Origin of the sequence: Pseudomonas sp. VA159-2, from assembly GCF_024126635.1 — a bacterium.
GTDB lineage: Bacteria > Pseudomonadota > Gammaproteobacteria > Pseudomonadales > Pseudomonadaceae > Aquipseudomonas > Aquipseudomonas muyukensis.
The window spans coordinates 206,610-229,482 of the sequence record NZ_JAMYBV010000009.1 but is presented as its reverse complement, the minus strand read 5'-3'; the positions used below and the strand labels follow the sequence as shown (position 1 = coordinate 229,482).

24 protein-coding genes and 3 tRNA genes are annotated in these 22,873 nt (G+C 65.1%); 19 read left to right on the top strand and 8 right to left on the bottom strand.

The window, feature by feature from the left end:
- Positions 1-183: 183 nt before the first annotated feature.
- Positions 184-462, bottom strand: a complete 279-nt coding sequence (gene rpsT, locus NJG22_RS11835; RefSeq protein ID WP_003247625.1) for a 30S ribosomal protein S20 — start codon at positions 460-462, stop codon at positions 184-186.
- A 249-nt stretch (positions 463-711) separates the two neighbouring features.
- Between rpsT and murJ the strand changes: the two genes are divergently transcribed.
- The 6 genes from murJ to ispH all read left to right on the top strand — a co-directional run bounded on the left by murJ (position 712) and on the right by ispH (position 8,047).
- Positions 712-2,250 (top strand): murein biosynthesis integral membrane protein MurJ, encoded by a 1,539-nt coding sequence (gene murJ / locus NJG22_RS11830; RefSeq protein ID WP_253094728.1) that lies wholly within the window; start codon positions 712-714, stop codon positions 2,248-2,250.
- A gap of 118 nt (positions 2,251-2,368) precedes the next feature.
- On the top strand, positions 2,369-3,319 hold the full coding sequence (gene ribF, locus NJG22_RS11825; protein ID WP_253094725.1) for a bifunctional riboflavin kinase/FAD synthetase: 951 nt from the start codon (positions 2,369-2,371) through the stop codon (positions 3,317-3,319).
- The gene (ileS, locus tag NJG22_RS11820; RefSeq protein WP_253094723.1) at positions 3,316-6,147 is read left to right on the top strand and encodes an isoleucine--tRNA ligase; all 2,832 of its coding nucleotides are present in this window, start codon (positions 3,316-3,318) and stop codon (positions 6,145-6,147) included. The genes ribF and ileS overlap by 4 nt, the downstream gene beginning before the upstream one ends.
- On the top strand, positions 6,140-6,655 hold the full coding sequence (gene lspA / locus NJG22_RS11815) for a signal peptidase II (RefSeq protein WP_253094721.1): 516 nt from the start codon (positions 6,140-6,142) through the stop codon (positions 6,653-6,655). Before ileS ends, lspA begins: the two co-directional genes overlap by 8 nt.
- Complete coding sequence (locus tag NJG22_RS11810) at positions 6,648-7,085, top strand: peptidylprolyl isomerase (RefSeq protein ID WP_253094719.1); 438 nt, start codon at positions 6,648-6,650, stop codon at positions 7,083-7,085. Before lspA ends, NJG22_RS11810 begins: the two co-directional genes overlap by 8 nt.
- A gap of 14 nt (positions 7,086-7,099) precedes the next feature.
- Positions 7,100-8,047, top strand: a complete 948-nt coding sequence (gene ispH / locus NJG22_RS11805) for a 4-hydroxy-3-methylbut-2-enyl diphosphate reductase (protein ID WP_253094717.1) — start codon at positions 7,100-7,102, stop codon at positions 8,045-8,047.
- Between the two features lies 1 nt (position 8,048).
- Here the strand turns inward: ispH and NJG22_RS11800 are convergent, their stop codons facing one another.
- Positions 8,049-8,528 carry a GspH/FimT family pseudopilin gene (locus tag NJG22_RS11800; RefSeq protein WP_253094715.1) on the bottom strand — a complete coding sequence of 160 codons (480 nt, stop codon included), beginning with the start codon at positions 8,526-8,528 and terminating at the stop codon, positions 8,049-8,051.
- A 108-nt stretch (positions 8,529-8,636) separates the two neighbouring features.
- Here NJG22_RS11800 and pilV point away from each other — a divergent pair, with 108 nt between their 5' ends.
- Genes pilV through thiO form a run of 5 tightly spaced genes read left to right on the top strand, consistent with a single transcriptional unit; the run spans position 8,637 to position 11,646 of the window.
- Positions 8,637-8,996, top strand: a complete 360-nt coding sequence (gene pilV / locus NJG22_RS24565) for a type IV pilus modification protein PilV (RefSeq protein ID WP_290444796.1) — start codon at positions 8,637-8,639, stop codon at positions 8,994-8,996.
- The gene (locus NJG22_RS11790) at positions 8,993-9,628 is read left to right on the top strand and encodes a prepilin-type N-terminal cleavage/methylation domain-containing protein (RefSeq protein WP_253094713.1); all 636 of its coding nucleotides are present in this window, start codon (positions 8,993-8,995) and stop codon (positions 9,626-9,628) included. Before pilV ends, NJG22_RS11790 begins: the two co-directional genes overlap by 4 nt.
- Positions 9,625-10,095: a hypothetical protein gene (locus NJG22_RS11785; RefSeq protein WP_253094711.1), complete on the top strand. Its 471-nt coding sequence runs from the start codon at positions 9,625-9,627 to the stop codon at positions 10,093-10,095. The genes NJG22_RS11790 and NJG22_RS11785 overlap by 4 nt, the downstream gene beginning before the upstream one ends.
- Position 10,096: 1 nt before the next feature.
- Positions 10,097-10,495 (top strand): type IV pilin protein, encoded by a 399-nt coding sequence (locus tag NJG22_RS11780; protein WP_253094708.1) that lies wholly within the window; start codon positions 10,097-10,099, stop codon positions 10,493-10,495.
- 53 nt (positions 10,496-10,548) lie between these two features.
- Positions 10,549-11,646, top strand: a complete 1,098-nt coding sequence (gene thiO, locus NJG22_RS11775; RefSeq protein WP_253094706.1) for a glycine oxidase ThiO — start codon at positions 10,549-10,551, stop codon at positions 11,644-11,646.
- 165 nt (positions 11,647-11,811) lie between these two features.
- Here thiO and NJG22_RS11770 read toward each other — a convergent pair whose 3' ends face one another.
- Both NJG22_RS11770 and NJG22_RS11765 read right to left on the bottom strand, forming a co-directional pair.
- Positions 11,812-12,042, bottom strand: a complete 231-nt coding sequence (locus tag NJG22_RS11770; RefSeq protein ID WP_217852745.1) for a PP0621 family protein — start codon at positions 12,040-12,042, stop codon at positions 11,812-11,814.
- 96 nt (positions 12,043-12,138) lie between these two features.
- The gene (locus tag NJG22_RS11765) at positions 12,139-13,158 is read right to left on the bottom strand and encodes an outer membrane protein assembly factor BamD (RefSeq protein ID WP_253094704.1); all 1,020 of its coding nucleotides are present in this window, start codon (positions 13,156-13,158) and stop codon (positions 12,139-12,141) included.
- Positions 13,159-13,306: 148 nt separating this feature from the next.
- Between NJG22_RS11765 and rluD the strand changes: the two genes are divergently transcribed.
- The 7 genes from rluD (at position 13,307) to NJG22_RS11730 (ending at position 19,078) form a co-directional block, all read left to right on the top strand.
- A complete protein-coding gene (gene rluD / locus NJG22_RS11760; RefSeq protein WP_253094702.1) occupies positions 13,307-14,269 on the top strand; it encodes a 23S rRNA pseudouridine(1911/1915/1917) synthase RluD in 963 nt (320 codons plus the stop codon).
- A complete protein-coding gene (gene pgeF / locus NJG22_RS11755; protein ID WP_253094701.1) occupies positions 14,266-15,003 on the top strand; it encodes a peptidoglycan editing factor PgeF in 738 nt (245 codons plus the stop codon). The genes rluD and pgeF overlap by 4 nt, the downstream gene beginning before the upstream one ends.
- 250 nt (positions 15,004-15,253) lie before the next feature.
- Positions 15,254-17,818 (top strand): ATP-dependent chaperone ClpB, encoded by a 2,565-nt coding sequence (clpB, locus tag NJG22_RS11750; RefSeq protein WP_253094699.1) that lies wholly within the window; start codon positions 15,254-15,256, stop codon positions 17,816-17,818.
- A 381-nt stretch (positions 17,819-18,199) separates the two neighbouring features.
- Positions 18,200-18,275 (top strand) — tRNA-Asn (locus NJG22_RS11745).
- A 4-nt stretch (positions 18,276-18,279) separates the two neighbouring features.
- A tRNA-Pro gene (locus NJG22_RS11740) sits at positions 18,280-18,356 on the top strand.
- Between the two features lie 6 nt (positions 18,357-18,362).
- Positions 18,363-18,438, top strand: a tRNA-Lys gene (locus NJG22_RS11735).
- A gap of 103 nt (positions 18,439-18,541) precedes the next feature.
- Positions 18,542-19,078, top strand: coding sequence for a dihydrofolate reductase family protein (locus NJG22_RS11730; RefSeq protein ID WP_253094698.1), 537 nt, complete (start codon positions 18,542-18,544; stop codon positions 19,076-19,078).
- A gap of 124 nt (positions 19,079-19,202) precedes the next feature.
- Here the strand turns inward: NJG22_RS11730 and NJG22_RS11725 are convergent, their stop codons facing one another.
- The 4 genes from NJG22_RS11725 to NJG22_RS11710 form a co-directional block, all read right to left on the bottom strand.
- The gene (locus NJG22_RS11725; RefSeq protein WP_253094696.1) at positions 19,203-20,498 is read right to left on the bottom strand and encodes an NAD(P)/FAD-dependent oxidoreductase; all 1,296 of its coding nucleotides are present in this window, start codon (positions 20,496-20,498) and stop codon (positions 19,203-19,205) included.
- A gap of 84 nt (positions 20,499-20,582) precedes the next feature.
- The gene (locus NJG22_RS11720) at positions 20,583-20,756 is read right to left on the bottom strand and encodes a DUF3094 family protein (RefSeq protein ID WP_023631877.1); all 174 of its coding nucleotides are present in this window, start codon (positions 20,754-20,756) and stop codon (positions 20,583-20,585) included.
- 132 nt (positions 20,757-20,888) lie between these two features.
- Positions 20,889-21,518, bottom strand: a complete 630-nt coding sequence (locus tag NJG22_RS11715) for a DUF1780 domain-containing protein (protein ID WP_186662695.1) — start codon at positions 21,516-21,518, stop codon at positions 20,889-20,891.
- A gap of 55 nt (positions 21,519-21,573) precedes the next feature.
- Positions 21,574-22,005 carry a hypothetical protein gene (locus NJG22_RS11710; RefSeq protein ID WP_253094694.1) on the bottom strand — a complete coding sequence of 144 codons (432 nt, stop codon included), beginning with the start codon at positions 22,003-22,005 and terminating at the stop codon, positions 21,574-21,576.
- Positions 22,006-22,091: 86 nt separating this feature from the next.
- Here NJG22_RS11710 and NJG22_RS11705 point away from each other — a divergent pair, with 86 nt between their 5' ends.
- Positions 22,092-22,799 carry an energy-coupling factor ABC transporter permease gene (locus NJG22_RS11705; protein WP_253094692.1) on the top strand — a complete coding sequence of 236 codons (708 nt, stop codon included), beginning with the start codon at positions 22,092-22,094 and terminating at the stop codon, positions 22,797-22,799.
- Positions 22,800-22,873: the final 74 nt, after the last annotated feature.

Genomic DNA, 22,873 nt, shown 5'->3' with positions numbered 1-22,873 from the left:
GCTGCGCAGCAGCCCCAGCTCCATGTGGTAACGCTGGGGCCGCTTTGCGGCCCTTTCGCGACACAAGGCCGCTCCTACAAAGACAATTGTTCCCGCAGGATAAGTGATCTGCCAGCGTGGCCCGGCAAATCACAGGCATAAAAAAACCGACCCTAGGGTCGGTTTTTTCGACAAGAACGTCGCTTAGGCAGCTGCAGCTTCTTTCAGTGCCTTGATGTGGCCATTCAGACGGCCTTTGTGGCGAGCAGCCTTGTTCTTGTGGATGATACCTTTGTCGGCCATACGGTCGATTACTGGTACAGCCAGAACATAAGCAGCTTGCGCTTTTTCGGCGTCTTTTGCGTCGATGGCTTTAACTACATTCTTGATGTAGGTGCGGACCATGGAACGCAGGCTGGCGTTGTGGCTGCGACGCTTCTCAGCCTGTTTTGCACGTTTCTTGGCGGAAGGTGTGTTGGCCACCGTCGAGCTCCTCGAAAGACTTTAGGTAAATAGCAAACAAAATAGGCCGCGAATCATGCCGACGAGTCGAACGGATGTCAAGGCCACCTGCAGGGTTCCGCCGAGCGGTGGGTCGATGAGCGGGAAATATTCCCTTCTGCCGCACGACCTGTAAACTCGGGAATTTTGGCTCCCCCTGCGAAGGCGCGGGAGTATCGCACATTCGAACGCTCTCTGCAGCGTCCTCTGCCCCTGGCGTGAAACTTTTCGATGAATCTGCTCAAATCCCTGGCCGCAGTCAGCTCCATCACCATGATCTCCCGGGTGCTCGGCTTCGTCCGCGACACCATCCTGGCGCGGGTCTTTGGCGCCGGTATCGCCACCGACGCCTTCTTCATCGCCTTCAAGCTGCCCAACCTGCTGCGCCGGATTTTCGCCGAAGGGGCATTCTCCCAGGCCTTCGTGCCGATCCTGGCCGAATACAAGACCCAGCAGGGCGAGGAGGCCACCCGCACTTTCATCGCCTATATCAGTGGCCTGCTGACCCTGGTCCTGGCGCTGGTCACCGTGGTCGGCATCCTCGCCGCGCCCTGGGTGGTGTGGGCCACCGCGCCAGGTTTTGTCGACAGCGCCGAAAAGTACCAGCTGACCACCAGCCTGCTGCGGGTGACCTTTCCTTATATATTGCTGATCTCGCTGTCGTCGCTGGTGGGGGCCATCCTCAACACCTGGAACCGCTTCAGTGTGCCGGCCTTCACGCCGACCCTGCTCAACGTGGCGATGATCGCCTTCGCCGTGCTGCTGACCCCGTACTTCGACCCACCGATCATGGCCCTGGGCTGGGGCGTGCTGGCCGGTGGCCTGGCGCAGCTGTTGTACCAGCTGCCGGCGCTGAAGAAGATCGGCATGCTCGTGCTGCCGCGCCTGAACCTGCGCGACACCGGCGTATGGCGCGTGCTCAAGCAGATGCTGCCGGCGATCCTCGGGGTATCGGTAAGCCAGATCTCGCTGATCATCAACACCATCTTCGCCTCGTTCCTGGTGGCCGGCTCGGTGTCGTGGATGTACTACGCCGACCGCCTGATGGAGCTACCGTCGGGCGTGCTCGGCGTGGCCCTGGGCACCATCCTGCTGCCGACCCTGGCCAAGACCTACGCCAACAAGGACCGCGAGGAGTACTCGCGGATCCTCGACTGGGGCCTGCGCCTGTGCTTCCTGCTGGTGCTGCCGTGTACCCTGGCCCTGGCGATCCTCGCCGAGCCGCTGACCGTGGCGCTGTTCCAGTACGGCAAGTTCACCGCCTTCGACGCGGCCATGACCCAGCGTGCGCTGATCGCCTATTCGGTGGGCCTGCTGGCGATCATCCTGGTCAAGGTACTGGCACCTGGCTTCTATGCGCAGCAGAATATCCGCACGCCGGTGAAGATCGCGGTCTTCACCCTGGTCTGCACGCAACTGCTCAACCTGGCGCTGATCGGCCCGCTGGCCCACGCCGGGCTGGCCCTGGCCATCAGCCTGGGGGCTTGCCTGAACGCCGGCCTGCTGTACTGGAAGCTGCGCAGCCAGCAACTGTTCCAGCCTCAGCCGGGGTGGACGATGTTCCTGCTCAAGCTGGTGCTGGCGGTGGCCTTGATGTCGGCGGTGTTGCTGCTGGGCATGCATTACCTGCCGGCCTGGGAGCAGGGCGACATGCTCGCGCGTTTCGTGCGCCTGGGTGGCCTGATCGCGGCGGGCGTGGTGACCTATTTCGGTTGCCTGTTCCTGTGTGGTTTCCGTCCGCGGCATTTCGCCCGCAAGGCGTTGCATTGAGGCGCCAGCAGGGTCAGGCGTCGGTTTTTCGCATTCCATGCCCACCGGGGGCGCTGCTGCCTGTCGCCAGCGCCCGGGTGTGGTTATAATCGGCCACTTTATGAGCAAGAAGCGCGTTATGCAGCTGGTTCGAGGTCTTCACAACCTGCGCCCCGGGCATCGGGGCTGTGTCGCCACCATTGGCAACTTCGACGGGGTCCACCGCGGCCACCAGGCGATTCTCGCGCGCCTGCGCGAACGTGGCCAGGCACTCGGCCTGCCGACCTGCGTGGTGATCTTCGAGCCACAGCCCCGCGAATACTTCGCCCCGGACAGCGCGCCGGCCCGCCTGGCGCGCTTGCGCGACAAGGTCGAGCTGCTGGCCGCCGAAGGCATCGACCGGGTGCTGTGCCTGTCGTTCAACCAGCGCCTGAGCCAGCTCAGCGCCGAGCAGTTCGTCAAGGCCGTGCTGGTCGAGGGCCTGGGCGTGCGCCACCTCGAAGTGGGCGATGACTTCCGCTTCGGTTGCGACCGCGCCGGCGACTTCGCCTTCCTGGTCGAGGCCGGCAAGCAGCATGGCTTCTCGGTCGAGGCGGCCAACACCGTGTTGCAGGACGGCCTGCGGGTCAGCAGCACCGAAGTGCGCAAGGCCTTGGCCGCAGGCGACTTCCAGCTCGCCGAGCACCTGCTGGGCCGGCCATACCGCATCACTGGCCGTGTATTGCACGGCCAGAAGCTGGCCCGCCAGCTCGGCACACCTACCGCCAACATCCAGCTCAAGCGCCGTCGCGTGCCGCTGTCCGGGGTCTACCTGGCCAGCATCGAGATCGACGGCAAGCATTGGCCGGGTGTCGGCAACATCGGGGTACGACCCACCGTCAGCGGTGATGGCCGTCCCCACCTGGAGATCCATCTCCTGGATTACGCCGGCGACCTCTATGGCCGGCGCCTGACGGTGGAATTCCACCACAAGCTGCGTGAAGAGCAGCGTTTCGCCTCCCTGGAGGCGCTGAAGTCGGCGATCGACGCGGACATCGCCGCCGCACGTGCCCACTGGCACGCTCAACCGCTAACGAAGAGCCTGAAATGACCGACTACAAAGCCACGCTTAACCTTCCGGACACCGCCTTCCCCATGAAGGCCGGCCTGCCTCAGCGCGAACCGCAGATCCTGCAGCGCTGGGACAGCATTGGCCTGTACCAGAAGCTGCGCGAGATTGGCAAGGATCGTCCGAAGTTCGTCCTACACGACGGCCCGCCCTACGCCAACGGCAAGATTCATATCGGTCATGCGCTGAACAAGATTCTCAAGGACATGATCGTCCGCTCCAAGACCCTGTCGGGCTTCGATGCCCCGTACGTGCCGGGCTGGGACTGCCACGGCCTGCCGATCGAGCACAAGGTCGAGGTCACCCATGGCAAGCACCTGAGCGCCGACCGCACCCGCGAGCTGTGCCGCGAGTACGCCGCCGAACAAATCGAAGGGCAGAAGACCGAGTTCATCCGCCTGGGCGTGCTGGGTGACTGGGACAACCCCTACAAGACCATGAACTTCGCCAACGAGGCCGGCGAGATCCGCGCCCTGGCCGAGATGGTCAAGCAAGGCTTCGTGTTCAAGGGCCTCAAGCCTGTGAACTGGTGCTTCGATTGCGGCTCTGCCCTGGCCGAGGCCGAGGTCGAGTACGCCGACAAGAAATCCCAGACCATCGACGTGGCCTTCCCGGTCGCCGACGAGGCCAAGCTGGCCGCCGCCTTCGGCCTGGCCGAGCTGGGCAAGCCCGCCGCCATCGTGATCTGGACCACCACCCCGTGGACCATCCCGGCCAACCAGGCGCTGAACATCCACCCGGAGTTCAAGTACGCGCTGGTCGACACCGGCGAGCGTCTGCTGGTGCTGGCCGAAGAGCTGGTCGAGGCGTGCCTGAAGCGCTACGACCTCGAAGGCTCGATCATCGCCACCGCAGCGGGTTCGGCACTGGAGCTGATCAACTTCCGCCACCCGTTCTACGACCGCCTGTCGCCGGTGTACCTGGCCGACTACGTCGAGCTGGGCGCCGGTACCGGCGTGGTGCACTCCTCGCCAGCCTACGGTGAAGACGACTTCGTCACCTGCAAGCGCTACGGCATGGTCAACGACGACATCCTCACCCCGGTGCAGAGCAACGGCGTGTACGTCGAGTCGCTGCCGTTCTTCGGCGGCCAGTTCATCTGGAAAGCCAACCCGGCGATCGTCGACAAGCTCAGCGAAGTCGGTGCGCTGATGCACACCGAGACCATCAGCCACAGCTACATGCACTGCTGGCGCCACAAGACCCCGCTGATCTACCGCGCCACCGCGCAGTGGTTCGTCGGCATGGACAAGCAGCCTTCCACCGGCGAGCCGCTGCGCGAGCGCGCCCTGAAGGCCATCGAGGACACCCGGTTCGTCCCGGCCTGGGGCCAGGCGCGCCTGCACTCGATGATCGCCAACCGCCCGGACTGGTGCATCTCGCGTCAGCGCAACTGGGGCGTGCCGATCCCATTCTTCCTCGACAAGCAAACCGGCGAGCTGCACCCGCGCACCGTCGAGCTGATGGAAGAAGTGGCCAAGCGCGTCGAAAAAGAAGGCATCGAGGCCTGGTTCAAGCTCGACGCCGCTGAACTGCTCGGTGACGAGGCCGGCCAGTACGACAAGATCAGCGACACCCTGGACGTGTGGTTCGACTCCGGCACCACCCACTGGCACGTGCTGCGTGGCTCCCACGACATCGGCCACGCCACTGGCCCGCGCGCCGACCTGTACCTGGAAGGCTCCGACCAGCACCGCGGCTGGTTCCACTCCTCGTTGCTGACCGGTTGCGCCATCGACGGCCACGCGCCGTACCGCGAGCTGCTGACCCACGGCTTCACCGTGGACGAGAACGGCCGCAAGATGTCCAAGTCGCTGGGCAACACCATCGAGCCGCAGAAGGTCAACGACACCCTGGGGGCCGATATCCTGCGCCTTTGGGTCTCGGCCACCGACTACTCCGGCGAGATGGCCGTTTCCGAGCAGATCCTGCAGCGCAGCGCCGACGCCTACCGGCGTATCCGCAATACCGCGCGCTTCCTGCTGTCCAACCTGTCCGGCTTCGACCCGGCGCGCGACCTGCTGCCGGCCGAAGACATGCTGGCCCTGGACCGCTGGGCGGTCGACCGTGCCCTGCTGCTGCAACGCGAGCTGGAAGAGCACTACGGCGAGTACCGGTTCTGGAACGTCTATTCCAAGGTGCACAACTTCTGCGTGCAGGAGCTGGGCGGCTTCTACCTCGACATCATCAAGGACCGCCAGTACACCACCGGCGCCAACAGTGTCGCCCGACGTTCCTGCCAGACCGCGCTGTATCACATCAGCGAGGCCCTGGTGCGCTGGATCGCGCCGATCCTGGCGTTCACCGCCGACGAGATCTGGCAGTACCTGCCGGGCGAGCGCAACGAGTCGGTGATGCTCAATACCTGGTACCAGGGCCTGAGCGAACTGCCGGCCGACGCCGAGCTGGACCGCGCCTACTGGGACCGCGTGATGGCGGTCAAGGCCGCGGTCAACAAGGAGCTGGAAAACCAGCGGACCGCCAAGGTCATCGGCGGCAACCTGCAGGCTGAGGTCACCCTGTTCGCCGAGGAAGGCCTGACCGCCGACCTGAACAAGCTCGGTGACGAGCTGCGCTTCGTGCTGATCACCTCCGCGGCCAGCGTGGTGCCATTCGTCCAGGCGCCGGCCGATGCCGTGACAACCGAGGTCGACGGGCTCAAGCTGAAGGTGGTCAAGTCTGGCCATGCCAAGTGCGGCCGTTGCTGGCACTTCCGCGCCGACGTCGGCAGCCACCCGGAGCACCCGGAAATCTGTGGCCGTTGCGTCGACAACCTGAGCGGCTCCGGTGAGGTGCGCCACTATGCCTAATGCGTCCGCAGGGCGCTTCGGGCGCCTTGCCTGGCTCTGGCTGAGCCTGGTGGTGCTGGTCCTCGACCAGGCCACCAAGGTCTACTTCGAGGGCGCGCTGAGCCTGTACCAGCAGATCGTGGTCATCCCCGACTACTTCAGCTGGACCCTGGCCTACAACACCGGTGCGGCCTTCAGCTTCCTGGCCGACAGTTCCGGCTGGCAGCGCTGGCTGTTCGCCGTGATCGCCGTGGTGGTCAGCGCCGTGCTGGTGGTCTGGCTCAAGCGCCTGGGGCGCAACGAGACCTGGCTGGCCGTGGCCCTGGCCCTGGTGCTGGGCGGTGCATTGGGCAACCTGTACGACCGCGTGGTGTTGGGCCATGTGGTCGACTTCATCCTGGTGCACTGGCAGAACCGCCACTATTTCCCGGCCTTCAACCTGGCCGACAGCGCCATTACCGTGGGCGCGGTGATGCTGGCGCTGGATATGTTCAAGAGCAAGAAGCCCGAGGAAGCCGTCCATGACTGAGACCCGTATCGGCCAGAACACCGAAGTCACCCTGCACTTCGCGCTGCACCTGGAAAACGGCGACACCGTCGACAGCACCTTCGACAAGGCCCCGGCCACGTTCAAGGTCGGCGACGGCAACCTGCTGCCGGGTTTCGAGAACGCCCTGTTCGGCTTCAAGGCCGGTGACCAGCGCAAGCTGAGCATCGCCCCGGAGAACGCCTTCGGCCAGCACAACCCGCAGAACGTACAGGTGATGCCACGTTCGCAGTTCGACGGCATGGAGCTGTCCGAAGGGTTGCTGGTGATCTTCAACGATGCCGCCAACACCGAACTGCCCGGTGTGGTGAAAGCGTTCGACGAGCACCAGGTGACCATCGACTTCAACCATCCACTGGCGGGCAAGACGTTGAACTTCGAGGTGCAGATCCTCGACGTCAAGGCCTTGTAAGCCGGGAGCCGAGCATGCAAATCAAACTCGCCAACCCGCGCGGTTTCTGCGCGGGGGTCGACCGGGCGATCGAGATCGTCAACCGCGCCCTGGAAGTCTTCGGCCCGCCGATCTATGTGCGCCATGAAGTGGTGCACAACAAGTTCGTGGTCGAAGACCTGCGCAACCGTGGCGCGGTGTTCGTCGAAGAGCTGGACCAGGTGCCGGATGACGTCATCGTCATCTTCAGCGCCCATGGCGTGTCCCAGGCGGTGCGCCAGGAGGCCGCCGGGCGTGGCCTGAAGGTGTTCGACGCGACCTGCCCGCTGGTCACCAAGGTGCATATCGAAGTGGCCAAGTACAGCCGCGACGGCCGCGAGACCATTCTCATCGGCCACGAAGGGCACCCGGAAGTCGAAGGCACCATGGGGCAATACGACGCCAGCAACGGCGGCGCCATCTACCTGGTCGAGGACGAGGACGATGTCGCCAGGTTGCAGGTCAACGACCCCGACCACCTGGCCTTCGTCACCCAGACCACGCTGTCGATGGACGATACCAGCCGGGTGATCGACGCCCTGCGAGCACGCTTCCCGAACATCGGCGGCCCGCGCAAGGACGACATCTGCTACGCCACCCAGAACCGCCAGGATGCCGTCAAGCAACTGGCCGACGAGTGTGACGTGGTGCTGGTGGTAGGCAGCCCCAACAGCTCCAACTCCAACCGCCTGCGCGAGCTGGCCGAGCGCATGAGCACCCCGGCCTACCTGATCGACGGCGCCGAGGACCTGCAACGCGGCTGGTTCGACGGCGTACAGCGGATCGGCATCACCGCGGGGGCCTCGGCCCCGGAGGTGCTGGTGCGTGGTGTGATCGATCAACTCAAGGCCTGGGGCGCGACCGGCGCCGAAGAGCTCGATGGCCGCGAGGAGAACATCACCTTCTCCATGCCCAAGGAACTGCGGGTACGCTCGCTGATCTGACTCAGTCTCCTGCACAGCGGCGACCCTCGTCGCTGCGCAGGCTGACCCGGCCACTGGGGCCCAGCACCACCTGGTGCTGGCTCCCCGGCCCGCTGCGCTGGCAGATCTCCAGCGTGATCCCGACGAAGCCGACGCCCACGGGCGCCCCCCGCCGACTGAAGCGCACCTCCCGGGTAGAGCTCGCCAGCACTCTCGCCGGCCTGGCCAGGCGGTGTTCGCGCAGCAATTGGCCGTCGCGCTCCTGCATCACCCGCCAGCCCTTGCCCCAGTCACCCTCCAGTGGATGCACCGTCAGCGCCTGTTGCTGCAGCGCGGCCTGGTTGCGCGCGGCGCGCAGCGTTTGCGCCAGGTCCCGGGCCACGGCGGCTAGTTGCAGGGTTTCGCCCAGCCGGCTGTAGGCCGTGATACCCAGGTGCGTCAGCAGGCTGCCAATGGCCAGCGCGCACATCATTTGTAGCAGTGTTACGCCTTGTTGCTTCACCGTGCATTCCTCCCTGGAAGTGCTTCGCTATAGCTTCCGGCTTGGCCGTGCAGGGCGCCAGTCAGCCGCTTCGGGCAGGGCGCGAGGAAAGGTCCCAGGAGGGTGAGGATGCAGGCGAAGGAAGGCGGGATGACGTTGCTGGAGGTGCTGCTGGCCATGACCGTGCTGGCGCTGGGTGTATTCGCCGCGGCGGCCTTGCAGGTACGCGGCATGCAGGCTGCCGACAGCGCCAGGCGCGATGGCGTGGCCTTGCAATTGGCCCAGGGCATGCTCGAGCAGGTGAGGGCACGCGGCGCGCTCGATGCAGGCGAGGAGGGCGCCTGGCGGGCACGGGTCACGCAGGCCTTGGGCGCTTCGGCGCAAGGGCGGGTGCGGCGCGCGCCCGGCATGCTGGCGCTGGAGGTGCACTGGCCCGGCATGGCGGATCGGAGGCCGGCGTTGCAGCTACAGGGCCGGGTGTTGCCATGAAGCGTGGGCAACGTGCCTTCGGCCTGATCGAGGTGTTGCTGGCCGTGGCACTGGGCGTTTTGCTGCTGGCGGCGGCGGGCCAGGTGTTCGTCCAGGCCTACCAGGCCTGGCGCCTGCAAGGCGCGGCGGCGCGCTTGCAGGACGACGCGCGCCTGGCCCTGCAACGCATGGCCGAGGATATCCGCATGGCCGGGATGTTCGGCTGCCTGCGGCTGGCGCCGGCAGACTTCGACGACCCCGCAGCCGCCCAGGCGTTCGCCAGGCCCATCGAGGCCACAGGCGACAGCCTGACGCTGGTGGGCGCCGAGCTGCCGGGCCTGCTCGGCGCGCCGGACTGGACCGTGCTCAGCGACTGTCGCAGCTGGGCGCGGGTCCAGCGGGGCCAGCATGTGCCGGGCGATACCCTGCTGGCCCTGCCGGTGCGCCGGGTGAGCTACCGGGTGCGCAACGGCAGCCTGCTGTTCACCAGCAACGCCCAGCATGCCGCGCTGATCGACAATGTGCGGGCCATGCAGGTGCAGCGGGTCGAGGACCGTGTGGATATCGAACTGCTCATGCACGACCGTGATCATCAACTGCAGCAGCGTCACGCGCTGAGCGTGGCGCTGCGCAACCCCGGTGATGGCGCGTGAGCCGCCAGCGTGGCGTGGTGCTGCTGCTGGCGTTGAACCTCAGCCTGCTGCTCGGCCTGTTGGCGGCGCTGGGCATGCGCGATGCCTTGCAGCAGGCGCGGCAGGTGGGCGAGCAAGTGCGGCGTGCCCAGGCGTTCGAGCTGGCCGAAGCGAGCCTGGTGGAGGGCGCGGCATTGCTCGATGCGGGGCTGGCGAGCGAATGCGGGCCGTGCCTGCCGCCGGACCTGCCCACTGCCAGGCCGGGTGAGCCTTGGCAAGCCACCGAGAGCGGCTTCGTGCTGTTGCAGGCACTGGGGGCCACCAGCCGCGCCGCCGGCCTGCCCGTAGGCGAGCAGGTGAGCCTGGTGCGGGTAACGGCGCTGGGCCGCGAGGCGCGCGGCCGGCAGTACCTGGAGGCGGTGTATGCGGTGGACGACCAGGCCCAGGTGCGGCGGGTCAGCTGGCGCCAACGCCTGGAGGAGGGCTGACATGCAGCGCGGCCTTGGTCTGATCGAATTATTGATTGTCGTGGCGCTGATCGGCATGCTGGCAGCCATTGCCTACCCCAGTTACAGCGACCAGCTGCGCCGCGCCGCGCGCAGCGAGGTGGTCGGCCTGCTGCACGACGCCGCGTTGCGCCTGGAACAACACCGCGCGCACGTCGGTGGCTATGCCGACAGCGAACAGTTGCAGACGCTGCTGCCGTCGGGCAGCCGTTACTACCAGCTGCAAGCCCAACGTGACGCAGAGGCCTTCACGCTGCTTGCCCGGCGCGTGCCCGGTGCGTTGATGGCGCACGACCCCTGTGGCGATTTTCGCCTCGATCAGGCCGGCGTGCGTGACAATCCAGGCGGCAGCGAAGGTGCTGAAACCTGCTGGGGAAGCTGAAGCGCATTGGGTGCCTGGGCACCGTGGAATTTCTTCAGGTGTTGGATCGAACCATGAGCAAGCAAGTAGTGATTGTCGGTGGCGGGGTAATTGGCCTGCTGACAGCGTTCAACCTGGCGGCAGAGGTCGACCAGGTGGTGGTGTGCGACCAGGGCGAGGTGGGCCGGGAGTCGTCCTGGGCCGGGGGCGGCATCGTCTCGCCGCTGTACCCGTGGCGCTACAGCCCAGCGGTGACCGCGCTGGCGCATTGGTCGCAGGATTTTTATCCACAGCTGGGCGAGCGCCTGTTCGCCAGCACCGGGGTCGACCCCGAGGTTCACACCACCGGGCTGTACTGGCTCGACCTGGACGACGAAGCCGAGGCCCTGGCCTGGGCTGCGCTCGAGCATCGCCCGCTCAGCGCGGTGGATATCTCGGCGGCCTACGACGCGGTGCCGGTGCTTGGCCCGGGTTACCGCCATGCCATCTACATGGCGGGCGTGGCCAACGTGCGCAACCCGCGGCTGGTGAAGTCGCTGAAGGCCGCGCTAGAGGCGTTGCCGAACGTGACCCTGCGCGAGCATTGCCAGATCACCGGGTTCGTCCAGGAAGGTGGCCGCGTTACCGGTGTGCAGACCGAGGACGGTGTGATCGCCGCAGACGATGTGGTGCTCAGCGCCGGAGCCTGGAGCGGCGACCTGCTGCAGACCCTCGGGCTGACGCTGCCGGTGGAGCCGGTGAAGGGGCAGATGATCCTGTTCAAGTGCGCCGAGGACTTCTTGCCGAGCATGGTCCTGGCCAAGGGGCGCTACGCGATCCCACGCCGCGACGGGCATATCCTGGTGGGCAGCACGCTGGAGCATGCCGGCTACGACAAGACCCCGACCGGGGATGCATTGGAGAGTCTGAAGGCCTCGGCGGTGGAGTTGCTGCCGGCCCTGGCGGAGGCCGAGGTGGTGGGGCACTGGGCTGGTTTGCGCCCTGGCTCGCCCGAAGGTATCCCGTATATCGGCGCGGTGCCGGGGCATGAAGGGCTATGGCTGAACTGCGGGCATTACCGCAACGGGCTGGTGCTGGCGCCGGCGTCGTGCCAGCTGTTTGGTGATTTGCTGCTGGGGCGCGAGCCGATCATTGATCCGGCGCCGTATGCCCCTGCGGGGCGGTTGAGCTGAGCGCATAACCACTGTAGGAGCGGCCTTGCCGAGGCGTCGGACCGGTCGGAAAGGGCTGCGTAGCAGCCCCAGGATTTCAGTGTTGACGCAAAGATCGCCGGGGCCGCTTTGCGGCCCTTTCGCGACACAAGGCCGCTCCTACACGAATCGTGTAAGGCGCGTTGGTTAGCGTTGCTGGCCTGGCCCTTGTTCCAGATGTTGCTGGCTGCAATACCACTCCTTGCCCAGCTGCAACGCCCGGTCGTTGGGCAGGTGCACGCCGCAATGGGCGCAGCGCACCATCTTCAGCGGGTCTTGCAGCCGGGGCTCGGCCGGCGACTGCTGACTGCTCTTGAACTTGCGCCACAGCCAGAACGCGGCAGCGATCAGGGCGATCCAGAAAAGTAGGCGAACCATGGTGTCCAGCTTGTCGAATGAAGAAGGCGACAGTCTAGGGCGCGGCCAACAAAAAAGGGAGGCCCCAGGCCTCCCTTTGTTTCGCTTGCGCGTGGCTCAGTCGAACAGACCGAAGGTCATGTAGCTGAACCAGGAGCGGTCCTTCTCGGCTTCCTTCGGACCTTCCGGCAGGATCACATCGCCGTTCTCGTCCTTGGGCAGCAGCTCTTGCGGGATCTCCGAACGGGCATCCTGGAACTGCTTGACCACGTCCTGGTTGGCGCGGGTCTCGCCTGGCGGCAGCGGGGTCTTGGTCTCGATCAGGCCCAGGGTGGCCTTGGACAGCCACGAGCGGTTGCCGTTTTCGTCCACCTTGGTGACGAACTGGCCATCGACCAGGCTCGGGTGGTCCGGGTAGTTGAGCTTGAGGGTCTCGAGGCTGGTGGCGGCCAGTTCGTCCAGGTGCATGCGCTGGTACGACTCGACCATCACCGCCAGGCCGTCACCCACCGACGGGGTTTCCTGGAAGTTCTCCACCACGTAGCGGCCACGGTTGGCGGCGGCGACATAGGCTTCGCGGCTCAGGTAGTAGTTGGCCACGTGGATCTCGTAGGAGGCCAGCAGGTTGCGCAGGTAGATCATGCGCTGCTTGGCGTCCGGCGAGTAACGGCTGTTGGGGAAGCGGCTGGTCAGCTGGGCGAACTCGTTGTACGAGTCGCGGGCGGCGCCCGGGTCACGCTTGGTCATGTCCAGCGGCAGGAAGCGCGCCAGCAGGCCGCGGTCCTGGTCGAACGAGGTCAGGCCCTTCAGGTAGTAGGCGTAGTCGACGTTCGGGTGCTGCGGATGCAGGCGGATGAAGCGCTCGGCAGCCGACTTGGCAGCCTCGGGCTCGGAGTTCTTGTAGTTGGCGTAGATCAGCTCGAGCTGCGCCTGGTCGGCGTAGCGGCCGAACGGATAGCGCGACTCCAGGGCCTTGAGCTTGTTCACGGCGCTGGTGTAGCTGGAGTTGTCCAGGTCGGCCTGAGCTTGTTGATACAGCTCGGCTTCGCTGAGGTTCTCGTCAATGACTTCCTTGTTGGAGGAACAGGCCGCGGTGAGCCCGAGGATGGCGATCAGCAGCAGGTGTTTCACTTGCATGGCGGCTTGCGTCCCTTTGACGGCCGCTGTCTTGGGCGGTGCCGTCCTGTTATGATGAGCACCCCCGGGCAACCCCGGGGCAAAAGAAGCCGTATTTAACCACAAGCGCGCAGCCGAAACCAAAGGCTGAACGCCCGTCGATTCGAGCATGTCCGAGATCATTCAACTTAGCGCAGAGGTCCCGTCCGAACTGGGCGGCCAACGCCTCGACCAGGTCGCCGCCCAATTGTTCGCCGAGTACTCGCGTTCGCGCCTGTCCTCGTGGATCAAAGATGGCCGCCTGACCGTCGATGGCGCGGTGCTGCGACCGCGCGACACCGTCCACAGTGGCTCCATCCTGGCCCTCGAGGCCGAGCAGGAGGCCCAGGGCGAATGGGTGGCTCAGGACATCGAGCTGGACATCGTCTATGAAGACGACCAGATCCTGGTGATCAACAAGCCCGCCGGGCTGGTGGTCCACCCGGCGGCTGGCCACCCCGATGGCACCCTGCTCAATGCCCTGCTGCACCATGTGCCGGACATCGTCAATGTACCGCGCGCCGGTATCGTGCACCGCCTGGACAAGGACACCACCGGCCTGATGGTGGTGGCCAAGACCCTGCAGGCCCAGACCAACCTGGTCGACCAATTGCAAAAACGCTCGGTCAGCCGCGTTTATGAATGCATTGTGGTGGGCGTGGTGATCGCCGGCGGCAAGATCGACGCCCCGATCGGCCGCCACGGCGGCGAGCGCCAGCGCATGGCGGTGACCGAGGGCGGCAAGCCGGCGATCAGCCACTACCGCGTGCTCAAGCGCTTCCGGGCGCACACCCATGTGCGGGTCAAGCTGGAAACCGGCCGTACCCACCAGATCCGCGTGCACATGGCGCATGTCGGTTATCCGCTGGTCGGCGACCAGACCTACGGCGTGCGCTTTCGCATTCCGCCGGCGGCCAGCGTGGCCATGGTCGAGGCGGTCAAGCACTTCCCGCGTCAGGCCCTGCACGCGCGCTTCCTGGCGCTGGACCACCCGACCACCGGCGAGCGCATGGAGTGGAAGTCGGAGCTGCCGGATGACTTCCAGTGGCTGCTGTCGCTGCTCGACCAGGACCGCGAGAGCTTTATCGGATGAACGGTCTGACCCAGGCGCTGCTCTTTCCCGACTGGCCAGCCCCGGCCTCGGTTCGCGCCTGTGTCACCACCCGCGAGGGCGGCGTCAGCTTGCCGCCCTACGCATCCTTCAATCTCGGTGACCACGTGGGCGACGACCCCGCCGCGGTCGCCGAGAACCGCCATCGCCTCAGCGCCGAGTTCGCCATCCAGCCCGCCTGGCTCAAGCAGGTGCACGGCTTGGCGGTGGCCGATGCCGATCCGGCCGTGGTGGCCGAGGCCGATGCCAGCTGGACCGACCAGCCCGGTATCGCCTGCACCGTGATGACCGCCGATTGCCTGCCCGCACTGTTCTGCGACCGTGCCGGTACTCGCGTGGCCGCCGCCCATGCCGGCTGGCGCGGGCTGGCCGGGGGCGTGCTGGAAGCCACCCTCGATCGTCTGGCCCTGCCACCTGAAGAGGTGCTGGTGTGGCTGGGCCCGGCCATTGGGCCGCAGGCGTTCGAGGTGGGCCTGGAGGTGCGCGATGCCTTTACCGCCGTGCATCCCGAGGCCGCCGCAGCCTTTGTCGACGGCGAGCGCCCTGGCAAGTTGATGGCCGACATCTACCAGCTGGCGCGGATCCGCCTGGCGGCGCGTGGGGTCACCGCGGTGTATGGCGGTGGCTTGTGCACGGTCGGCGATGCGCGGTTCTTCTCTTATCGGCGCACCCCGCAGGGTGGGCGCTTCGCTTCGCTGGTCTGGTTGCAGCCGTAATGATGCTGGGGGCGCTTTGCGCCCCTTTCGCGACACAAGGCCGCTCCTACAGGGAATCGTGTAGGAGCGGCCTTGTGTCGCGAAAGGGCTGCAAAGCAGCCCCCAGCCATCTCCCCGCCTGCTGACCCGCGTCAACCCCGCTACGCTTGAATCTTCCAGAATCACCCTTATCTATTGGTCATCTCAGGCAGGTTCTTCACTACAGGTGCTGTCCATCGCTCCGCCTGCCCTTTAAAGGAAGGTATCCCCCATGCGAATAGACCGACTGACCAGCAAGCTGCAACTGGCGTTATCCGATTCCCAATCCCTGGCCGTGGGCATGGACCACCCGGCCATCGAGCCCCTGCACCTGCTGCAGGCGCTGATCGACCAGCAGGGCGGCTCGATCAAGCCGCTGCTGATGCAGGTCGGCTTCGACGTCAACAGCCTGCGCAAGGCGCTGACCAAAGAGCTCGACCAGCTGCCGAAAATCCAGAACCCCACGGGCGACGTGAACATGTCCCAGGACCTGGCGCGCCTGCTCAACCAGGCCGATCGCCTGGCCCAGCAGAAGGGCGACCAGTTCATCTCCAGCGAGCTGGTGCTGCTCGCCGCCATGGACGAGAACAGCAAGGTCGGCAAGCTGCTGCTCGGCCAGGGCGTGAGCAAGAAGGCCCTGGAGAACGCCATCAACAACCTGCGCGGCGGCGCGGCGGTGAACGACGCCAACGCCGAGGAATCGCGCCAGGCCCTGGACAAGTACACCGTCGACCTGACCAAGCGCGCCGAGGAAGGCAAGCTGGACCCGGTGATCGGCCGTGACGACGAGATCCGCCGCACCGTGCAGGTGCTGCAGCGCCGTACCAAGAACAACCCGGTGCTGATCGGCGAGCCAGGCGTGGGCAAGACCGCCATCGCCGAAGGCCTGGCCCAGCGCATCATCAACGGCGAAGTGCCCGATGGCCTCAAAGGCAAGCGCCTGCTGGCGCTGGACATGGGCGCGCTGATCGCCGGCGCCAAGTACCGCGGTGAGTTCGAAGAGCGCCTTAAAGGCCTGCTCAACGAACTGAGCAAGCAGGAAGGCCAGATCATCCTGTTCATCGACGAGCTGCACACCATGGTCGGCGCCGGCAAGGGCGAGGGCGCCATGGACGCCGGCAACATGCTCAAGCCGGCCCTGGCCCGTGGCGAGCTGCACTGCGTCGGCGCCACCACGCTCAACGAGTACCGCCAGTTCATCGAGAAGGACGCCGCCCTCGAGCGCCGCTTCCAGAAGGTGCTGGTGGAGGAGCCGAGCGAGGAAGACACCATCGCCATCCTGCGCGGCCTGAAAGAACGCTATGAAGTGCACCACAAGGTGGCCATCACCGACGGCGCGATCATCGCCGCGGCCAAGCTCAGCCACCGCTACATCTCTGACCGCCAACTGCCGGACAAGGCCATCGACCTGATCGACGAAGCCGCCAGCCGCATCCGCATGGAGATCGATTCCAAGCCCGAGGTGCTCGACCGCCTCGACCGTCGCCTGATCCAGCTGAAGGTGGAATCCCAGGCGCTGAAGAAGGAAGAAGACGAAGCGGCGAAGAAGCGCCTGGAAAAACTCACCGAGGAAATCGAGCGCCTGGAGCGCGAGTATTCCGACCTCGAAGAAATCTGGGCCTCGGAAAAGGCCGAGGTACAAGGCTCGGCGCAGATCCAGCAGAAGATCGAGCAGGCCCGCCAGGAGCTGGAGGCCGCCCGCCGCAAGGGCGACCTCAGCCGCATGGCCGAGCTGCAGTACGGGGTGATCCCGGACCTGGAGCGCAGCCTGCAGATGGTCGACCAGCACGGCAAGAGCGAAAACCAGTTGCTGCGCAACAAGGTGACCGAGGAAGAAATCGCCGAAGTGGTGTCCAAGTGGACCGGCATCCCGGTGGCCAAGATGCTCGAAGGCGAGCGCGAGAAGCTGCTGAAGATGGAGAGCTTGCTGCATGAGCGGGTGATCGGCCAGGACGAGGCGGTGACCGCCGTGGCCAACGCCGTGCGCCGTTCCCGCGCCGGGCTGTCCGACCCGAACCGCCCGAGTGGCTCGTTCCTGTTCCTTGGGCCCACCGGGGTGGGCAAGACCGAGCTGTGCAAGGCATTGGCCGAGTTCTTGTTCGACACCGAAGAGGCCATGGTGCGCATCGACATGTCCGAGTTCATGGAGAAACACTCCGTGGCGCGGCTGATCGGCGCTCCACCAGGCTATGTGGGCTATGAAGAGGGTGGCTACCTGACCGAGGCCGTGCGCCGCAAGCCGTACTCGGTGGTGCTGCTCGACGAGGTGGAGAAAGCCCACCCGGATGTGTTCAACGTGCTGCTGCAGGTGCTCGAGGATGGACGCCTGACCGACAGTCACGGCCGTACCGTGGACTTCCGCAACACTGTGATCGTGATGACCTCCAACCTGGGCTCGGCGCAGATCCAGGAACTGGCCGGTGACCGCGAGGCACAGCGTGCGGCGGTGATGGACGCGGTGGGCGCGCACTTCCGTCCGGAGTTCATCAACCGCATCGACGAAGTGGTGGTGTTCGAACCGCTGGGCCGCGAGCAGATTGCCGGCATCACCGAAATCCAGCTTGGCCGCCTGCGGGGTCGCCTGGCCGAGCGCGAGTTGTCGCTGAGCCTGAGCCCGGAGGCGTTGGACAAGCTGATCGCCGTGGGTTACGACCCGGTGTACGGCGCACGGCCACTCAAGCGCGCGATCCAGCGTTGGATCGAGAACCCGCTGGCGCAGCTGATTCTGTCTGGCGAGTTTTTGCCTGGCGCGGCGATCACTGCGAAGGTGCAGGGCGAGGAAATCGTCTTCGCCTGATCACGGCGGTAGTTGAAGAGCCCCGCGAAAGCGGGGCTTTTTTATGTAGGTTGTCCCGACGCCATCGCGGGGCATGCAGCGCAAACCCCTGATTTTCCGGCTTCCAAGCTAACTTGCTGAAAATTTTGAAAAAAGTGCTTGCACAAAATTCGGAGTGCCCCTAATATTCGCCCCGCTGTCAGGCACTGAGCGAATCACCAGCAACATCGGGGATCGCAAAACAACTTACAAATCAGTAAGTTGAACGAAAAAAAGTGGTTGACAAGCAAAACGAAGAATGTAGAATAGCCGGCCTCAGCAGCGACAACGCGAAAGCGAAGCAGCTAAAGAGTTCGAAGCTAACACAGGCTTCGAAGCAGTAAAGATGTACCGAAGTTCAGTTCCGCGATAGCTCAGTCGGTAGAGCAAATGACTGTTAATCATTGGGTCCCTGGTTCGAGTCCAGGTCGCGGAGCCAATCTCGGGGTGTAGCGCAGTCCGGTAGCGCGCCTGCTTTGGGAGCAGGATGTCAGGAGTTCGAATCCCCTCACCCCGACCATTTTCCGGGTCGTTAGCTCAGTTGGTAGAGCAGTTGGCTTTTAACCAATTGGTCGTAGGTTCGAATCCTACACGACCCACCATGTAAAAAGGGCATCTCGACTGAGATGCCCTTTTTCTTTTGCCCGCGATTTATCTCCCCGCCCTTTGCTACCCTGTTGCCTCTGCCTGCAGGAGCGCCCGCGCATGCCACTCAAAGCCAGTGTTTTCATCGCCACCAGCCTGGATGGCTACATCGCCCGTGAAGATGGCGGCCTCGATTGGTTGATGGGCGCCACCCAGTCTGCTGACGACCATGGCTACGCCGGGTTCATGGCGGGTGTCGATACGCTGGTAATGGGGCGCGGGACTTTCGACAAGGTCATGACCTTTGGCGAGTGGCCGTATCCGGATACGCGGGTGGTGGTGGTCAGCAGTACCCTCGAGGCGCTGCCCAGGGGTGTGCCAGAGCGCGTCGAGTTGCATCCGGGGCCGATCCCGGTGTTGCTCGAGCACCTGCAGGCCACGGGCGCGAAGAGCCTGTACCTGGATGGCGGCAAGCTGATTCAGGGGTTCTTGCGCGAGGGGTTGGTGGACGAGCTGACCATCACCCGCATTCCCGTGCTGCTGGGGCAGGGGATACCGTTGTTCGGTGATTTGGCGAGGGATGTGCCGTTGCAGCACATGAGGACGACCAGTTACGAGAGCGGGTTCGTGCAGAGCACGTATCGCGTGGTCCGTTGAATCGCTGGGGCCGCTTTGCGGCCCTTTCGCGACACAAGGCCGCTCCTACAGGCGATCGCAGCCCCCTGTAGGAGCGGCCTTGTGTCGCGAAAGGGCTGCGCAGCAGCCCCAGAATCTCAAGATCTCAGTGCAGCTTCAGACGCGGCTCGGTGCCCCGGCCAATCTTGCTACCCAGCATCATCATCGCCGTGCGGAAGAACCCATACAGCGCCATCTGGTGCATGCGGTACAGCGACACATAGAACATCCGCGCCAACCAGCCCTCCAGCTTCACACTGCCCATCAAATTACCCATCAAATTACCCACCGCCGAGAAGCGCGACAGCGACACCAGCGAGCCGTAGTCCTTGTACTCGTAGCTCGGCAGCGCCTTGTTCTCCAGGCGCGCCTTCAGGCTCTTGGCCAGCAAGGACGCCTGCTGGTGCGCGGCCTGGGCCCGTGGCGGCACGTTGCGGTCGCTGCCCGGCTGCGGGCAGGCGGCGCAGTCGCCGAAGGCGAAGATGTTGTCGTCCAGGGTGGTCTGCAAGGTCGGGCGCACCACCAGCTGGTTGATGCGGTTGGTTTCCAGGCCGTCGATGTCCTTGAGGAAGCCCGGCGCGCGAATGCCCGCCGCCCATACCTTGAGGCTGGCCTGGATCACTTCGCCCGAGGCGGTCTTCAGGCCATCGGCCGTCACTTCGCTGACCGCGGCGTTGGTCATCACCGTCACCCCGAGCTTTTCCAGGGTCTTGTGCACCGGCACGCTGATGCGCTCCGGCAGCGCCGGCAACACCCGTGGGCCGGCTTCGATGAGGGTGATGTGCATGTCTTTGGGCTGGATTTTGTCCAGGCCATAGGCTGCCAGCTCATGGGCGGCGTTGTGCAGCTCGGCCGCCAGCTCCACGCCGGTGGCGCCAGCGCCGACGATGGCCACGCTGATCTGCTCGCTGGCCACGTCGCCCGCGTGGGCACGCAGGTAGTGGTTGAGCAGCTGCTGGTGGAAGCGCTCGGCCTGCTTGCGGCTGTCGAGGAACAGGCAGTGCTGCGCCGCGCCCAGGGTGCCGAAGTCGTTGGTGTTGCTGCCCACGGCGATCACCAGGGTGTCGTAGCCGAGGGTGCGCGCAGGGAGCAGCTCGCGGCCCTCGTCGTCGAGGGTCGCGGCCAGCTGGATCAGTTTGCTCTCGCGGTCCAGGCCACTCATGCGCCCCATCTGGAAGTTGAAGTGGTTCCACTTGGCCTGGGCCACGTAGTTCAGTTCGTCTTCCGAGGAGTTCAGCGAGCCGGCCGCCACTTCGTGCAGCAGCGGCTTCCAGATGTGCGTCAGGTTGGCATCAACCAGGGTGATCTCGGCCTGTTTGCGCTTGCCCAGGCTTTTACCCAGGCGGGTCGCCAGTTCCAGGCCGCCGGCGCCGCCGCCGACAATCACGATGCGATGAGTCATGGGGATATCTCACAAGTTTTACGGAATTCGTGGACACAAGGTCCGGCCGCATCCGGCACGAGGGGTGGGCGAGCGCAAGGCAGCTCATAGCACCAGTCCACTCAGCAGGCGGCTCAACAGGCCCAGACCGATGGTCACGGCCACCACCAGCAACAGGAGCAGCCATGGCCGGAAGGGCCGGCGCTCGACTTGATGCTGGGGGGCGCTCAGATACTCATCGACGCGACGCTGATCTTCAGGATTCAGGCGGCTGGTCATGGTGGGCCTCGTCAGATAGACGTTTGTGACTGCGTGTACGCCACAGCGTTCACGCAAACGCATGGGTCGAATGATAATGCTTTCTATCCCTGGCGCCGAGTGTACGTGATCGCAAAGACACCCGGCACTGGATCAAAGACTGATGCCTACGTCGAACACGATGCTGCGCCCCAGGTTGCCGCGCAGGAAGTCCGGCGCGTCCGGGTGGGCGAACAGCACCCGGGCAAAGGTCGGCCCCACCAGCGACAAGGAGCGCCAGCCCTGGCGCAGGTACTCGGTGGGCGGTGGGAAATGGCTGTTGAGGTCGAGCACCTCGCGCTTGAGGCTGGCGAAGGCGATGATGTCCAGCTCGCCCAGGTCGAGTCCGCGCTCGCGGTAGTTGTGCGACTTCTTGCGCAAGGTCGGCGCCAGGCGCCCGAGCAGCTCCTGGGCGCTGATGCGCCGGGGCCGCTGCTCGCGGCGCACCAGCTGGGCCAGGGAAAACGCGCTGCGCCGCCGTTGCAGTTCCTCGCGCCATTCGTCGTTGAGCCGGCGGCCCTCGTCGAGCACGAAAAACACCTCGAACGCCGCGTCGCGGAACAGCACGTCCGGCGGCTCTTGCCCGGCCGGGGTGAAGTCCTCGCTGCGGTAGGGGATGTTCAAGCCTTGCAGCAGGCGCTGGCAGACCCAACGCTCGCGCTCCCATTTGCGGGCATTGGACAGGAACGCATTGGCTTGCTCGGCCTGGATGGTGAGCAGGCGCAGGTAGTCTGAGTCATCCATGGGGACAAGCTTAGTCGCTAATTGATGACGGTAAGATGCTGTTTGTGCGTGGGAATCAGCCCAGCACCAGCCATTGCTGGACCACGCCGAACAGATGCAGCAGCCCACCGCCCAGGCAGATCGCCGAACTGACCGCGATGAAACGCCGGCTGCGCCCGGTGCCGGCCAGCGCCAGCGGCCCCAGCAGGCCCCGGGCCAGGTACACCGAGGTAATCAGGCAGATCACCGGCAAGAGTAAAGGTAACGGTCGGATCAGCCCGGCCGCCGACAACGCATAGGCCGACCAGACGAGCAGTATCGCCGCGATTGCCGCGGTGACCAGGGCCGGGTAGGCGCGCCCTTGCTCTGCGGCCCTGGCCATGCGCTCGCCGGCACCGAACAAGCGGTACCAGCGCGGGCCAACGGCGATCACCGCCAGGTGCAGCACGCCGGCGATGGCGCTGAACGCCGCGCCGAGCAGCAGTGGCAGGTTAAGTCCTTCAGGCATAGCGGATGCATCCTGCAGCGAAGGGAGGTGCAAGCCTATAGCAACCGGCCAAAAGGGAGAATGGGTGTAGACTCAGGCTTGTCCACATGGCCGACAGGGATAGTGTTCAGGTGATCAGCGCACAGGTCTTGTCCAGTACCAGCCTTACCCTTGGCTGGATAGGTTACGTGCCCCTGCTGGTCTGGGCCGCCAGCCGCACCCGCTGGGTGGAGCTGTTCACCGATACCCGCCGTCAGCATCTGCTGTTTGGCACGGTGTTCTGCCTGTTCATTCTCTGGCTGGTGCGGCGCGATTTCGATACTGGCGTGTCGTATCACTTCATCGGCATGACCGCCGTGACCTTGCTGCTGGACTGGCCGCTGGCAGTGCTTGGCGGCTTTCTCGCCCAGCTTGGCCTGTTGCTGATGGGCCGCCAGGACCTCGCCGCGATTGGCGTCAACGGCCTGTTGATCGTTGGCTTGCCGGTGCTGGTCACCGAGGTGTGCGCGATCCTGGTCGAACGCGCGCAGCCGCGTAACCTGTTTGTGTATATCTTCTGTTGCGGGTTCTTCCCCGCGGCGTTGACTGTGCTGGTGTGCCTGGGGGCCGGGCTGGGGGTGTTGTGGATGGACGAGCGGTTTGCCATGCCCGAGTGGCTCAGCGACTTCGTTGGTTATCTATGGCTGATGATGTTCCCCGAGGCGTTCATCAACGGCACGGTGATCAGTGCGTTGGTGGTGTTCTGTCCCGAGTGGCTGGAGACCTTTAACCGCAGCCGCTATCTGCAAGCGCCGTGGAAGGATGAAGAGCGGTGATGCTTTCTGGGGCCGCTCTGCGGCCCTTTCGCGACACAAGGCCGCTCCTACAAGTGATCGCGTTCCCCTGTAGG